The sequence below is a fragment of the Brevibacillus laterosporus DSM 25 genome, assembly GCF_002706795.1.
GTDB classification, from domain to species: domain Bacteria; phylum Bacillota; class Bacilli; order Brevibacillales; family Brevibacillaceae; genus Brevibacillus_B; species Brevibacillus_B laterosporus.
Genome location: NZ_CP017705.1, coordinates 5,349,165 through 5,363,854, shown reverse-complemented (window position 1 = coordinate 5,363,854; position 14,690 = coordinate 5,349,165). Strand labels below are relative to the sequence as shown.

Annotated in this window: 12 protein-coding genes and 1 riboswitch; of the genes, 11 read left to right on the top strand and 1 reads right to left on the bottom strand. The window is 41.0% G+C overall.

Going from position 1 to position 14,690, the window contains the following annotated elements; translation table 11 throughout:
* Nucleotides 1-54 precede the first annotated feature (54 nt).
* From BrL25_RS24420 to BrL25_RS24395, 6 genes are all read left to right on the top strand, one after another.
* Entirely contained in the window at nt 55-1,275 is a 1,221-nt protein-coding gene (locus tag BrL25_RS24420; protein WP_018670584.1) for a branched-chain amino acid ABC transporter substrate-binding protein, read from the top strand.
* A 70-nt stretch (nt 1,276-1,345) separates the two neighbouring features.
* Nucleotides 1,346-1,456: riboswitch (SAM riboswitch) on the top strand.
* Between the two features lie 147 nt (nt 1,457-1,603).
* Nucleotides 1,604-2,689: a sugar ABC transporter substrate-binding protein gene (locus BrL25_RS24415; protein WP_018670585.1), complete on the top strand. Its 1,086-nt coding sequence runs from the start codon at nt 1,604-1,606 to the stop codon at nt 2,687-2,689.
* 80 nt (nt 2,690-2,769) lie between these two features.
* Nucleotides 2,770-4,263 carry a sugar ABC transporter ATP-binding protein gene (locus BrL25_RS24410; RefSeq protein ID WP_018670586.1) on the top strand — a complete coding sequence of 498 codons (1,494 nt, stop codon included), beginning with the start codon at nt 2,770-2,772 and terminating at the stop codon, nt 4,261-4,263.
* 1 nt (nt 4,264) lies between these two features.
* Complete coding sequence (locus BrL25_RS24405) at nt 4,265-5,266, top strand: ABC transporter permease (protein WP_018670587.1); 1,002 nt, start codon at nt 4,265-4,267, stop codon at nt 5,264-5,266.
* A gap of 102 nt (nt 5,267-5,368) precedes the next feature.
* Nucleotides 5,369-6,460 (top strand): mandelate racemase/muconate lactonizing enzyme family protein, encoded by a 1,092-nt coding sequence (locus BrL25_RS24400; RefSeq protein ID WP_018670588.1) that lies wholly within the window; start codon nt 5,369-5,371, stop codon nt 6,458-6,460.
* A complete protein-coding gene (locus BrL25_RS24395) occupies nt 6,457-7,458 on the top strand; it encodes a C40 family peptidase (RefSeq protein ID WP_018670589.1) in 1,002 nt (333 codons plus the stop codon). The genes BrL25_RS24400 and BrL25_RS24395 overlap by 4 nt, the downstream gene beginning before the upstream one ends.
* 753 nt (nt 7,459-8,211) lie before the next feature.
* On the opposite strand, the gene BrL25_RS24385 is transcribed toward BrL25_RS24395, so the two are convergent.
* A complete protein-coding gene (locus tag BrL25_RS24385; protein ID WP_018670591.1) occupies nt 8,212-9,717 on the bottom strand; it encodes a class I adenylate-forming enzyme family protein in 1,506 nt (501 codons plus the stop codon).
* Nucleotides 9,718-9,915: 198 nt separating this feature from the next.
* On the opposite strand from BrL25_RS24385, the gene BrL25_RS24380 reads away from it, so the two are divergent.
* From BrL25_RS24380 to tnpB, 5 genes are all read left to right on the top strand, one after another.
* Nucleotides 9,916-11,139, top strand: a complete 1,224-nt coding sequence (locus BrL25_RS24380; protein WP_018670592.1) for an alanyl-tRNA editing protein — start codon at nt 9,916-9,918, stop codon at nt 11,137-11,139.
* A 67-nt stretch (nt 11,140-11,206) separates the two neighbouring features.
* The gene (locus BrL25_RS24375) at nt 11,207-11,389 is read left to right on the top strand and encodes a hypothetical protein (protein WP_018670593.1); all 183 of its coding nucleotides are present in this window, start codon (nt 11,207-11,209) and stop codon (nt 11,387-11,389) included.
* Nucleotides 11,390-11,664: 275 nt separating this feature from the next.
* Nucleotides 11,665-12,639, top strand: a complete 975-nt coding sequence (locus BrL25_RS24370; protein WP_018670594.1) for a PfkB family carbohydrate kinase — start codon at nt 11,665-11,667, stop codon at nt 12,637-12,639.
* Between the two features lie 384 nt (nt 12,640-13,023).
* Nucleotides 13,024-13,428 carry an IS200/IS605 family transposase gene (gene tnpA / locus BrL25_RS24365; RefSeq protein ID WP_157775854.1) on the top strand — a complete coding sequence of 135 codons (405 nt, stop codon included), beginning with the start codon at nt 13,024-13,026 and terminating at the stop codon, nt 13,426-13,428.
* Nucleotides 13,429-13,430: 2 nt separating this feature from the next.
* Nucleotides 13,431-14,516, top strand: a complete 1,086-nt coding sequence (gene tnpB / locus BrL25_RS24360; RefSeq protein WP_099327299.1) for an IS200/IS605 family element RNA-guided endonuclease TnpB — start codon at nt 13,431-13,433, stop codon at nt 14,514-14,516.
* Nucleotides 14,517-14,690: the final 174 nt, after the last annotated feature.

Below are 14,690 nucleotides of genomic sequence, written 5' to 3'. Positions count from 1 at the left end.
ACTTTTAAAAATTCAGAACATTCAACTAAGTGAATGGCGAAAGAGGGACAAGACATGAAAGTAAATAAAAAATCACTTGCGTTCGTATCTTCCATTTTATTGGCTGGGGCTGCTTTGTCAGGTTGTGCAGGGGGGAATAATGCGAGCTCAGGCACTACACAACAAGGGGGCAGTGATGGGGGAAGTGCCTCCACAGGCGGAGAAAAAATTGTGATTGCTCTAGTTGGTCCACTGTCTGGTTCTGCATCAGACTATGGTGACTCCGCAAAAGCAGGTGCTGAATATGCACTGAAATTAAAACAGAAAGAATTAAAAGACTTAGGCCTCAATGTTGAATTAAAGCCTTTAGACGACCAAGCGGAACCAAAGCAGGGAGTTGTGAACGCACAGATGGCGATAAACGACAACAATGTAGTAGCAGTTGTAGGCCATGTGACTACCGGTTCATCTTTGTCTGCTGTAACGGCCTATGAAAAAGCTGGTTTGGTAATGGTTTCGCCATCTACAACAGGACCGGATTTTACTGAGGGTGGTAAAAAGGTAGCACATCGTATTTGTGCTCGTGATGATGAACAAGGACGAAGAGCGGCTATTTATGCGAAGAATACCTTGAATGTGAAAAATGCGATGATCATTCATGATAAACAAGCGTATGGTCAGGGCTTAGCGGATGAAGTGAAAAAGCAATTTGAGCAGGATGGTGTTTCTGTTCTGGGGTTTGAAGGCTTGACTGCTGGAGAGAAGGACTACAGCGCAGTGGTGAACCAAGTGTTAGCGAAGAAACCAGAAATGATCTACTTTGGTGGTTATTATGCAGAAGCTGGAATTCTAATTAAACAGTTGCGCGAAAAAGGATTTACCGGTGTGTTTATGGGCGCAGATGGTCTCGATTCCGGTGAAATGTTTACTATTGCTGGATCAGCAGCAGAGGGTGTCGTGTTTACTTCCACTGTTGGCGATGTAACAGCAACAGAAGAGGGGAAAAAATGGATTCAGGAATTTGAAGGCTCAACAGGCAAAAAATTGGGAATATTTACATCGTTTGGCTACGATGCGATGGCTGTAGCGATCAACGGTATTGAGGAAGCGGCTAAAGCGAATGGCAACAAAAAGCCAACCCGTGCCCAAGTGTTAGAGGCCATTCACAAAACACAGGACTTTACAGGACAGTTTGTAAACGTTTCTTTCGATGATAAAGGTGACAATAAGAATGCTCAGGTGTTTATTTATAAATATGCGGGCGGTTCTAAGAAATTTGAAGGTGAAGCAAAATAAGCTATTGACATGGTCAAGGACCCAGGTGTAATATCTGTTGTAAGAAAAAACGTTAAAAATTTAAAATACTCTCTTATCAAGAGTTGGCTGAGGGACTGGCCCGATGACGCCCGGCAACCTAATGTCTGTTTGACAAGACATCAAGGTGCTACCTCCTGCAGGGAAACCTGAGAGATAAGAGGCGTAGTGGGTTTTCATATACACAAGCCTCTTTTCTTAGGAAAAGGGGCTTTTTTATATCGAGTAGTACCCAGCTTTGAATGAATCAATGTACATTGTACATGTTTTCACAAACAGCAGATATATGACACCAAAGGGGAGAAACATTATGAAGGGTCTAATCAACAAAACATCTGTCTATTTATTCGCAATATTCTTATTATTAGGGAGTGTACTAAGTGGTTGTGGTGCAACTACAACCTCTACATCAAAAGCAACATCATCCGATAACGTGACAGCATCAAGTAGTGAAGCAAAAGGGGATCAAGGTACAGCAGATAAGAAAAAACGAATTGCGTTAGTGGTGCAATTTAATATTGGATCGTTTTCGTCTCAATATATTTCAGGTGTGAAGGAAGAGATAGAGAAGCTAGGTGGAGAACTGACGGTTTTAAGTGGGGATAATGATCTTGCCAAAATGGCTTCACATTTAGACGCAGCTGTTACCCAACAATTTGATGGGATTCTGTTAGATCATGGGCGTGCAGATAGTTTGACACCAGGAGTTCAAAAGGCCGTGGCCCAAAAAACTCCGATTGTAGCGTTTGATACAGGATTAGATATTCCAGGGGTGACGGTAGTAGAGCAAGATGATATCAAATTGGCTGAACAAACATTAAACCAAATGTCACAAGACACAGGTGGCAAAGGAAATATTGTGAAGATATGGGTAGCTGGTTTTACTCCAATGGAACGTCGTCAAATCGCTTATAAGGCATTTATGGACAAAAATCCAGGCTATAAAGAGATTGCTGCATTCGGCTCAGCGTCTGCAAATACAGCTTTGGATACACAAGCACAAATGGAAGCGATTTTGAAGCAGCATCCAAACAAGGGAGATATCACAGCGGTTTGGACTGCTTGGGATGAATTTGCAAAAGGCGCAACACGTGCTATACAGCAAGCTGGTCGCAATGAAATTAAGGTATATGGCATAGATATGAGCGATGAAGATTTACAGATGATTCAAGATCAGAATTCACCTTGGGTTGCAACGGCAGCTGTAGACCCTTCTGATATTGGGCGGGTACAAGCGCGATACTTGTTTAAGAAGCTGAAAGGTGAGCAGGTACCAGATAAGGTAAGCTTGAACCCTGTGCTAATTACACGTGAACAATTGCCTAAGGAGCCTGTGAAAATGGCTGATTTGAACAAGTACGTGAAGGAATGGGGAACTAGCACGCAAGGTCAATAAGAAAGAACAGGGGTGAAAGGGGTTTGGCAAAAAAGTTGCCAGACCCCTTGTAAAATCCGCGCATGGAAGGGGAGAGCACATTGACAGCATTAGAGATGAAAGGGATCAAAAAAGCATTTCGCTCTGTTCCAGTTTTATGCGGCGTGGATTTTGATGTGAAGCCAGGTGAAATTCATGCTTTGCTGGGGGCAAATGGAGCTGGCAAGAGTACGTTGATGAAAATTATGACAGGTGCTTATACGCTAGACAATGGTCAGATTTTCATAGATGGAAAAGAAGTTAGTCTGACACAGCCGCAAGATGCCAAGGCTCATGGTATCCAGTGTGTATATCAGGAAGTGGATACAGCACTCATCGGGTATGGAAGTGTGGCAGAGAATATTTTGCTGGAAGAATTTATTGAAGGGGGACGCTCTCCTTTTATCAACTGGCGAAGCCTGGAAGAAAAAGCAACACAGGCACTCAAGCGATTAGGACTTGATTTGCCCGTACAAAAAAAGGTTGAGGAATTAACTTTATCGGAAAAGCAGTTGGTTCTTTTAGCCAAGGCAATTGTACAAAAAGCTAAAATTATTATTTTAGATGAGCCAACAGCACCTTTAAGTCAAGCAGAAACAGTGCAGTTATTCCAGATCATCAAACAATTACGTGAACAAGGGATTGGAATCGTATTTATCTCCCACAGAATGCCAGAAGTCTTTGAGATTAGTGATCGAGTTACGGTGTTACGAGATGGGAAGCTGGTTATGTGTAAACAAGCAAGTGAGACCAATCCACAAGAAGTAATTACAAGTATGCTAGGAAAAGCACTGTCTCAGGAATATCCGAAAGAGCAGGTTAATATTGGAGAACGGTTGCTTGAATGTAGAAATTTACAGGCTGGACCACGTGTACGTAACCTTTCCTTTACAGTTCATGAGGGTGAAATTGTAGGGATTGCAGGCCTAGTTGGTGCAGGGAAGTCAGAATTAGCGCGAGTTTTATTTGGAGCTGACCCACTGACCTCAGGAGAAGTATACAAAAGAGGGCAAAAGGTGAAATGTACATCGCCAAAAGCAGCTGTTGATGAGGGGATTGTCTTGGTTCCCGAAGAGCGTCGGAGGGAAGGCATTGTTACAGAAGAATCCGTAGCTGTTAATTTAACAATGTCTACACTTCATAAATATAGCCGATTCGGGTTTATACGTTCTCTGTTAGTTAATGAAGCTGTGAAAGGCTTGATTCAGACATTACAGATTAAGGTGGCTAGCCCACAGATGCCCATTGGTTCATTAAGTGGAGGAAATCAACAAAAAGTAGTGATTGGCAAATGGCTGGCGACTGAAGCCGATATCTTTGTGCTTGATGAGCCGACGAAGGGTGTTGACGTAGGAGCCAAATCAGAAATTTATAGAATTATCGGTAATCTAGCTAAAAAGGGAAAGGGGATTGTGTACCTTTCATGTGAGTTCGAGGAGCTGGTAGGGATTGCAGATCGTATTTTGGTGATGTACGACGGAGCCTTCGTTAAAGAACTAAGCCGGTCACAAGCAACAGAAGAAACCATCATGTATTACGCGAGCGGAGGACAGTAGTATGGCACAAGGAACAGGTAAAGAAAAGCTTTTGCATCTTCTTTTTCGATATGGAACATTAGGTTTTATTGCGTTCATCATCGTTTTGTTTAGTATCATAAATGAGTATTTTTTCACGTTTAACAACATTACTGGCATCTTAAATTCAATCTCTATCGTTACGCTGGTAGCTATTGGAGTCACGTTTACTCTTATTGTCAATGGCTTTGATATGTCAGTAGGATCTATCGTATCACTAGCTTCCGTCGTGTCAGCCTCCATAATGGTCTGGTTTGAACAAAGCATGTGGCTAGCTGTTTTGGTACCGATAGTAGTAGGAGGTCTTATTGGGCTATGTAATGCTTTTCTTGTGGTGAAAGTCAGAATTCCTGATTTGTTAGCAACTTTAGCTGCTCTCTACATTGTGAAAGGAATTCATCTGGTATACACGAAAGGGTACTCGATTACTTCTAAAATGGTCATGCCAGATCAGACAACAGCACCAGGAGCTATATCTCCATCCTTTTTGAAAATTGGACAAGGGACGATAGCGAACGTTCCCATCTCTGTTATTATCATGATTGTAGCAGTAGTTCTGGTGTATGTCTTTCTTCATTATACGCGTTACGGACGTTTGCTCTATGCGGTTGGGGGTAATCGGGAGGCGGCTCGCTTATCAGGGATTCCGGTTGATCGCTACCGTGTTCTAGCCTATTTGCTATCAGGACTCTTTTGTGGTTTGGCAGGAGTTTTGATGACGGCGCGTATCGGGACTGGACAGGTAGATGGAGGCGCTCCTTTGTTAATGGATGCGGTCGCGGCAGCATTTGTCGGCTATTCTGTGTTAGGGGCTGGTAAACCAAATGTCGGGGGTACTTTTGTAGGTGCTGTTCTGATTGGTGTACTTTTGAATGCTTTGACCATGCTGAATTTGCCTTACTATGCACATGATATTGTAAAGGGTACTGTGCTTATTTTAGCATTGTCGGCTACTTACTATCAGTTGAGACATCGCTCCAGGTAAGGTTGGAATGGGCGAACCCAGATAATTTTGGTATACTACGGTTATTATTTTAACGTGTCATTTACTGAAGTATTCCATAATTCCAACAACTGGAGGTTCCTCATGAATATTACTGACATAGAGATCAGACGTCAATTTGTGCCGCTGATTAAACCTTTTAAAACAGCCTTGAGAACGGTAATTACTTCAGAATCGATCATTGTAAAAGTGACGACCGATACTGGATGGCATGGTTTTGGGGAAGCTCCTGCCACTGTGGTCATCACTGGTGATAGTCTTGATAGCATTGAGGGGGCTATCCTGCATGTTATTCGTCCACAATTAGTCGGAAAATCTCTGTCTAACTATGAAGATATTTTTCAAACACTCCATCGTTGCATTGTGGGCAATAATAGTGCAAAAGCAGCAGTTGATATGGCTATTTATGATCTAGTAGCGCAAAAAGCCAAAATGCCATTGTATCAGTTTTTAGGAGGCTTCCGAAGCAGTATGGAAACTGATTATACGGTTAGTGTAAACTCTCCTCAGGAGATGGGAGAGGACGCCGTTTCCTATTTGCAGGCTGGCTTTGATACGCTAAAAATTAAAGTAGGCAAAGATAATATTGAACATGATATCCTGCGTATTCAGGAAATTCGTAACCGTGTAGGCAATCAGGTCAAAATTAGACTGGATGCTAATCAGGGCTGGGGAGTCAAGGAAGCGATCCGCTCCATTCGCAAGATGGAAGAGATGGGATTGGCTATTGAATTAGTGGAACAGCCGGTTAAAGCACATGATATTGAAGGTCTAAAGATGGTTACGGACCATGTGGATACGCCAATCATGGCTGATGAAAGTGTATTTGGTCCAGCGCAAGCCTATGAAGTATTAACAAAACGTGCTGCAGATTTAATCAATATTAAATTAATGAAAGCTGGCGGTATTTATAAAGCTCAACAAATTAACCAATTGGCTGAGTTATGTGGTGTAGAGTGCATGGTAGGAAGCATGATTGAGACTCGTTTGGGAATCACTGCAGCTGCTCATTTTGCCGCAAGTAAAAAGAATATTACCCGCTTTGACTTTGATGCCCCATTAATGTTGCGGCATGATACAGTAAAAGGTGGCGTCGTGTATGAGGGGCGATTCATGAAGCTAACCGATGCGCCTGGATTAGGTATTACTGATGTGTTGGAGGTAGAACACACATGAGTACAAGTAAACAGCAGTATGTTGTTAGTGTAAATGTAGCAACCCTTTGGACGTCTCCTGAATCACCACGTGAGTTAGACCAGCCTGCATTACAAAATCCTGCTCAGCTCCTTGAGTGGTTGAAGGTTCTTGGCTATCACGAGCGGCTGGAACTTTGTGAAGCAAACAAAACACAGACGCAGGTATTGTTTGGAACAATTGTTCAAGTAGAGGAAGAGGCTGGAGATTGGGTAAAAGTGCTCGTCAGTGACCAGCCTACTCTCAAAAATAAAAAAGGGTATCCTGGATGGATGCCTCGTACTCAATTGGCTCTTGTCAATTGGCCAATATCTACACCAGACGAGCTAATTGCGATCGTACAAGTGAGCAAGGCGTGCTTGTATGTTGAAAAGGAAGGTCCTGACAAAGATGTTAGTGGAGAAGGTATGCTCCAGCAGAAAGCAATAGAGCTAGAATTGAGCTATCTGACTGCACTGTCTGTAGTCGAACAAGAAGATATGTGGGTTCGAGTACAAACACCAATCGGAGAGCGGTGGCTGAATAAGTCAGATGTGTCTATTCGTACACGTGATGAGAAGGGCGATGTGTCAGGAGAACTCATTGTGCAAGCAGGTAGGCAATTTCTAGGGTTGCCCTATCTGTGGGCTGGAGCCTCTTCATTTGGCTATGATTGTTCAGGATTTGCTTATTCCATGCATAAAGCATTTGGCAAAATAATTCCTCGTGATGCTTCCAATCAGGCAAAATTTGGTCTGGAGATACCGCTTGAAGAGGTACAACCTGGAGACCTGTTGTTTTTTGCCTATGAACAAGGAAAAGGTGCTATTCATCATGTAGCCATCTCCCTGGGAGGTACACGTATGCTTCATGCTCCTAAGACAGGACGGTGTGTAGAAGAGCTAGAGATTATAGGACACCCTGATTATGAATCAGAACTATGTATTGCCCGTCGCTACTGGCATTTAACAAAACCTATTTCTATTCATGACGATAAGTAATCCTAAACAGCGCTAGTACATCATAAACAGATGAAACAGCCCGACTTACCACTAGGAAGTGGTATGATGGGCTGTTTTACTTATGTACGATCATCTAAGGATGCGGGTTTATAAATGTAATGGATATCTTTCAAAAGAGAGAAGGGCAAAAAAACTACTCTTCGAAGAGTAGCAGTTTCGGATCATAAGTCATAGGATTAAAAAATGATTTCAGTGTACAGTCCTTACGATTATACATAACGTTTCCGAAAGAAATCCTAACATCTTCAAAAAAGGATGGGATTATGATTAAAGGTACGAGCTGAATTTCGGTAGCGAAGCGTAGGTGGTGTGTTTTACGAGCTTCTTTTTGGACCAAACAAAAAGAAACCGCCTCCAATGGCTACAATAAAGATAGAAATTAGGAGTGTGAACATATAGGAACCTCCCTCTACAAGTAAAAGTGCCGAAAGAAAACAAGTGAAATTTTTGTGTCTTCCTTATAATAACACAATTTTAACACATTTTTGTAACAATGTATTCATTAGTTTGCCCTAAAAATTGAAAAGCTCTCCTTTAAGAAAAACTAGTTCTGTTAAAAACGCCGCTCAGAACCGCCTTTGTCGTCTAAAGAACTCTGGATTAGTAAATTTATGAAAGTAAAAAAGGATAGGAAGCTCGCCTAACCTGAAAAAAAGAAAAACTTGGAACCAGAAGAGTAGTCTCTCCAAGTTTCCAAGTTTTTTACATACGTAAAGGCATCCACATCGCTTTTTATTCCATGACAAGTGCTTGTTCTCGTAAGCTTTGTTTAAGCACTTTTCCTAAGCTATTCTTAGGCAGTGCATCCGTGAATCTAATTTGAGGAATTTTATAAAGAGCGAGTCTTTGTTTGCAGTATTCGATAATGTTATCCTGCGAAAGGGCACTTCCTGTTTCTTTCACTATATAGGCACACGGGATTTCACCCAAAATTTCATCTGGGACAGCAATTACTGCTGCTTCTAAAACCTGAGGTAATTGCATAATAACATCTTCTACCTGATCGGGATATACATTCCTTCCACCAGACACAATGACATCCTTATATCTTCCCATAATATATAGGAATCCTTCCGCATCTAATTTGCCGCTATCGCCAGTATGTAGCCAATCTTCTCTCAACACCTTATTTGTGGCGTCAGGATTATTCCAATAACCCTTAAATACATAGGGGCTTTTCACAACGATTTCTCCAATTTCTCCGATAGGTAGCTCCTCACCCGTTTCGGGATGGATAATTTTACATACAACTTTTGGCATGAGCTTTCCAGCAGATTCGGCTTTTTCAAGACCCATTTCAGGAGTATAAAAGCTAATTCCAATTGCTTCTGTGCATCCATATGTGATTGACATAGAAATTCCTAGTTCGTGATATTGTTTGATTAACGTAGAGGGGACTTTTGTGCCGCCTGTGCTGGCAGTTTTAAGTGATGTCGTTTTTCTCTGGCTTTTGTTAAATTCATGTAGCATATAGGTAAAAATATAAGGGAAAGCAATCATCGTCGTAATACTCTCTTGATCAATCATTTCCCAAATTTTTACTGGATCATAATCATGCAAAAAGACAAGCGTATTACCAGAAACGATACTGTATAACATGTTATTAATCGAACTTAGGTGATAGAGATGGTGGACGGCAAGGAATCGCTCATTTTGATGAGCAGTGGAATTGGAAAAAAATTCTTTAAAGGATTCGGAGAAACTACGATGGATGAGCTCACAAGCTTTTGGATTACCAGTGGTACCGGAAGTAAAGCAGTAAAATGCGGTATCGGTTTCGCTTACGGTAATAGAGGGTTCTGTAACAGGATAGTTGCCCATAAAGATTTCTTCAAATGTTGCAGAGGTATCCATTCCTATACCAACTAGTATGGAAATGGGGAGTAGATCCTTTTCAGGAAGAGCTTTTGCAAATTCTTGGTCATAGAAGAGGATTTTCGGCGCAGATGTTTTGATGATACCTTCTAACTCATAAGAGGAATAAGTAAGATTTAATGGAACAACAATTGCCCCAATTTTTAATGCAGCCATCATGATAGTAGGAAAAGGGTGATTGTTTTTACACAATATGGCCACCCGATCACCTTTTTGTATGCCTATTCCCAATAAATAATGTGCCAATTGATTGACTCTTTCATTATACGTTTGAAATGAATAGCGGGTGGACCCACCAACGAGAGCTTCCAAACTAGGTGTTTTCTCAGCACGAATTTTTAGCATTGTTTGTAAGGAATACATAAGATAACCTCATTTCCTATTATTTTCAGCCGGAATGTAAGAGCTGTTTTTGAAAAAGATTAATCTTGTTTATGTATAAAATTGTATTTTAAATGTTTGGTTATTATGTATAATTTTACCTTATGTAAATGATTTTGTGTGCTACTTTTGCCCTTTTCACTCTGTTCCCTCTATAATAGAGGCGGAGGTGTGAGTAGCATGTTAATTTCAGCGACAACCAAACTCTACTATCAAAATCCTTATTGGCGGGAATGTACAGCAACCGTCTTACACCAAGTCACCGATGAATTTCAGAAAAACTGGGTTGCATTTGACCAAACCATCTTTTATCCAACAGGTGGAGGCCAGCCACACGATACAGGATACATAGGGCAACAAAAGGTACTAGATGTTGAAGAGAGAGAGGGAGTAATCTGGCATCAAATAGATAGCCCACTCGTTTCAGATGTAAAGCCAATTCAGATGAAAATTGATTGGGAGCGACGCTTGGATCATATGCAACAGCATGCGGGGCAACATATTTTATCCGCAGCATTTGCTGAGGAATATAGGGCGACTACCATCAGCTTTCATTTAGGTCAAGAAACCTGTACTATTGATTTGGATATGAAAGAATTAACCGATGAGATGGCAAAAGAAGTGGAAGCCTATGCGAATCAAATCGTGCTTGAGAATCGGGATATAACGGCACGTTTTGTAAATGAAGAAGAGCTAGAGAAATATCCGTTACGTAAAAAGCCGACTGTTGAGGAAGATATTCGTCTGGTTATTATTCCGGACTTTGACTACAATCCTTGTGGAGGAACACATCCAAATCGCACAGGTGAAGTAGGCCCGATCCTTATTTTGCAGTGGGAGAAGCATAAGGGGCATATTCGTTTAGAGTTTACAGTAGGTAAGAGAACAGTAGAGCGAATACATAGTAAGCATGCTTTGCTAAGACAGGTTAGCCGTCTTTTACAAACGAATGAAGCTGGTTTGCAGGAGGCTGTATTACGATTACAAGCGGAACAGAGCGCAATAGCTAATGAGCTGTTACAAGTAAAAGAAGAGTTGCTCTCCTATGAGTCAGTCGAGCTACTTCGTAAAGCAGAACCACTTCCTGATAGGATGTTTATTACGCAATTGTATGAAGAGCGTCCCTTGTCTGAGCTTCAAAAATTAGCACAGCTCATAACGAATCAGGCAACGAATGCGATTGTTCTTTTACTTACAGGTGGAACGAAGCAGCAATTTGTTTGTGCATGTGGGAAAGAGGCGCATATTGAAATGAACACCTGGGTAAAACGTATTCTACCACGTGTCGAAGGAAAGGGTGGAGGTAATATATTGATAGCACAAGGTGGTGCAGCTTCTACTTACAGTCTGGAGCAAATTCATACATATGCAAGAGAAGAATTGCATGCCTTGCTAGAAAAATAGGTTATTGAACGCTTTCTAAAAAAGCTATACAATAGAAAGTAGTTTTCGATGAAGAAGGTGTAAATTTATGTCAGAGGAACAAGCTCCAAAAAAAATTAGCTTAGCTGAAGCGATGAAACAAAGACTGGCTCAGAAAAAACAACAGTCAAATGACAAGGAATTTCAAAAAGGGAATCAATCAACTAAAGTTCTAAAGACGCAAAACAACAAGAAGCCTAACAATCAACGTAGAAGAACAGGCGGCTCATAGGATTTTTGACAACCAAAGCTTGGCATGAGCGAATGGAGAAACGCGAAATGTTTCTTGTTCGCTCTTTTACTTTTGAAAGGGTAAGCATAGAGTACGTTCGTTTTATCTGTATACAGAAGCACCATGTTTTTCTTCGATAAACAGGTATTGCCGAACAGTTTTGCCATTTAACTATTGTTGAATGTTATCGAATAAGGTAATATTACAATAATGTAAATGGCATATGGATTGGTTATCATGACATAAAACAATACAAAGACAGGAGTCTAGTGATTATGAGTCTTTTTCTCTCTGTTCTAGGAACAGTTTTTATGGATGTGAAAGGATTTCCGTTTCAAGCATATGAGGCCAAAAACCGGAATCTAGGTAATGTCCAATTTGTTCATGGCGGAGTAGGACGTAACATTGCTGAAAATCTTGGGAGAGCGGGCTGTCCAACCGCTTTTGTATCGGTACTAGAAACAACGGGTATGGGTCCAGACGTTGAGAATCGTTTGAAAGCAGCAAATGTAAGTACGGATTATTCTCATTATACCAAACATGGTGGAATGGGAATGTGGATGGTTATTCTGGATGAGACTGGAGAATTACAAGGCTCTATTTCTCAAATGCCAGATTTAAAACAGATGGAACAATTGATTAAGGATAGAGGAGAAGAAATCGTTCTGGCTTCCTCCCACATTATTACTGAGTTGGACTTAAATCACGAAATCATATCTCTAATCACGAGCCTAGCCAAAAAGCATAACAAACCAATCTATGGTTTGCCAGCTAATATGGAAATCGTGCTTGAACACCCAGAGCTTCTACATGAATTTGATTGTTTTGTTTGTAATAATTATGAAGCGGACAAAATTCTCGGTATTGATTTTACCAATATGGAAACTGCGGATCAATTAGCGGTACTCACTGACTACATGAATCATTCCGGTCTACAACAAATGGTAATTACGTTAGGTGAGAAAGGCTCTGTATTCTATGACAAGAAGACGGGAGCTCGAGGACACCAGCCTGTATTCCCTGTGAATCTAGTAGATTGTAGCGGTGCAGGAGATGCTTACTTCTCTGGTATTGTTATGGGACTCTCTACAGGTTTAACTCTTCAAGAAGCAGTTATATGTGGCACTAGAGTCGCAGGATGGACGATTGAGTCAACAGAGAGCATCTGTCCTGATTTGATGGAGAAAATTGAACAAAACCAAGAGATGCGTGACTTGCTTTTTCGACATAAATTAGTAGGACAGGCATAGAAAATCAGGAACTAACCCTTGAGGTTGGTTCTTTTTTTTGAAGCTTCTTTTTATATGATTCGTCACAAGGTAAGAAAATTATTTTACGTAATAATTAATTTTTAACAATGGGTCATGAAGATAAAGTTTATCAACCGTGCCGTAAAACCCCCTCTACGAATTTCGCTGATTGGGTAGAAAAAATTTGGCCTTCCAGAATCGTTTCTAAGGCGTTTTTCGATGGTGGGGAGCCATATTTGTACCCCATAAAAACAGATGAAAAGCCCTCTTTTTTGCGACAGGGGGCTTTTTCAACACTCTGAGTACTTTTTTTTTCGCTGATTTACGTTAGATATGCTAAATATATCTAACGGCATGTGGTATAATTAGCCATAGGTGATGGCTTTGAGTAGATCAGTGGAAAGTAACCACAATATCGTATTTGATTGTAAATACCACGTTGTCTTTTGTCCAAAGTATCGCAAAAAGGTTTTGATTGAACCAGTAGATGTTCGATTAAAGGAATTGTTTCTTGAAAAAGCACAGGAATTGCGTGCTGAAGTGGTTGAGATGGAAATCATGCCCGATCACGTTCATTTGCTCATCACATGCGATCCTCAATTCGGAATCCACCGAATAGTGAAACATTTGAAGGGCTATACATCCAGAGTTTTGCGGATGGAATTTAGACATCTCAAAAGTAGACTCCCCTCACTTTGGACAAACTCTTACTTTGTTGCCACAGTTGGGACTGTTCAACTGGATGTGATTAAACAATACATTGAGTCACAAAAAGAAAGGAGTGATTGAACATGCACAGAGCTTACAAATTTCGTTTGTATCCAAACAAAGAACAAGCAACACTCATCAACAAAACTATCGGATGCACTCGCTTTGTATTCAATCACTTTCTTGCGAAGCGAAAGGATGCTTACGAACAAGAACAGAAAACACTCAACTACAACGATTGCTCTGCCCTGCTCACACAACTCAAAAAAGAGATAGAGTGGCTGAAAGAAGTAGATTCCACTGCCCTGCAATCCACTTTGAAAGATTTGGATTCTTCGTACAAAAAGTTTTACAAGGAAAAGAAAGGATATCCTAAATTCAAGAGCAAGAAGAATCCAAAGCAATCCTACACATGCAAGATGAACATCAAAGTGGAAGGTGATCGCATTAAACTACCTAAACTTGGATGGGTTACATTTGCGAAGTCAAGAGAAGTCGAAGGACGCATTCTCTCGGCTACCGTTAGAAAAAATCCTTCAGGCACATACTTTGTATCTGTTTTGTGCGAAACAGAGATTCAACCCCTATTACAAGCAGAAAAGACTGTTGGAGTTGATCTTGGCATCAAAGACTTTGCCATTCTTTCGACAGGTGAGAAAATAGCCAATCCCAAAGTTCTTCGCTACTACGAAAAGAAGCTTGCTACTTGGCAACAGAAACTGTCCAGACGTAAAAAAGGTGGTCAGAACCGAGAAAAATCACGAAAACAAGTAGCTCGTCTACATGAAAGAATATCGAACACACGAAACGATTTTCTACATAAACTGTCAACTCAACTGATTCGTGAAAATCAAACGATCTGCTTGGAAGACTTACGTGTGGAAAACATGATCAAGAACCACAAGCTTGCGAAAAGCATTGCAGATGCGTCATGGTCGGCATTCAGAACCATGCTGGAATACAAAGCAGCTTGGTATGGAAGAACAATTTCCATTGTGGGGAAACAATTTCCGTCTTCGCAGTTGTGTTCTGGTTGTGGATACCAAAATAAAGAGGTAAAGAATCTCAATTTGCGTAATTGGACATGCCCGAACTGCGGCGTACAACATGATCGTGACAAAAACGCTGCCATCAATATTGAGCAAGAAGGACTTCGATTGTTGGCATAACCAACTGAACTGTGGGACACACAGGGATAGCTTGGTAAATTTCACTCCGTTAGGAGTGACTACCCAAGAATCCCCTGCGTTTAGGCATGGGGAGTGTCAAGCTTGTCGTATTTCCTTTCAAGCCATTAGGCATACTGATTAGCAAAAAAGGCGATGCCTTGTACAGCGTTAGGA

Coding starts and splice junctions, on each gene's coding strand:
- BrL25_RS24420 (WP_018670584.1), top strand. CDS start 55: ATGAAAGTAAATAAAAAATCACTTGCGTTCGTATCTTCCATTTTATTG.
- BrL25_RS24415 (WP_018670585.1), top strand. CDS start 1,604: ATGAAGGGTCTAATCAACAAAACATCTGTCTATTTATTCGCAATATTC.
- BrL25_RS24405 (WP_018670587.1), top strand. CDS start 4,265: ATGGCACAAGGAACAGGTAAAGAAAAGCTTTTGCATCTTCTTTTTCGA.
- BrL25_RS24400 (WP_018670588.1), top strand. CDS start 5,369: ATGAATATTACTGACATAGAGATCAGACGTCAATTTGTGCCGCTGATT.
- BrL25_RS24395 (WP_018670589.1), top strand. CDS start 6,457: ATGAGTACAAGTAAACAGCAGTATGTTGTTAGTGTAAATGTAGCAACC.
- BrL25_RS24385 (WP_018670591.1), bottom strand. CDS start 9,717: ATGTATTCCTTACAAACAATGCTAAAAATTCGTGCTGAGAAAACACCT.
- BrL25_RS24380 (WP_018670592.1), top strand. CDS start 9,916: ATGTTAATTTCAGCGACAACCAAACTCTACTATCAAAATCCTTATTGG.
- BrL25_RS24375 (WP_018670593.1), top strand. CDS start 11,207: ATGTCAGAGGAACAAGCTCCAAAAAAAATTAGCTTAGCTGAAGCGATG.
- BrL25_RS24370 (WP_018670594.1), top strand. CDS start 11,665: ATGAGTCTTTTTCTCTCTGTTCTAGGAACAGTTTTTATGGATGTGAAA.
- tnpB (WP_099327299.1), top strand. CDS start 13,431: ATGCACAGAGCTTACAAATTTCGTTTGTATCCAAACAAAGAACAAGCA.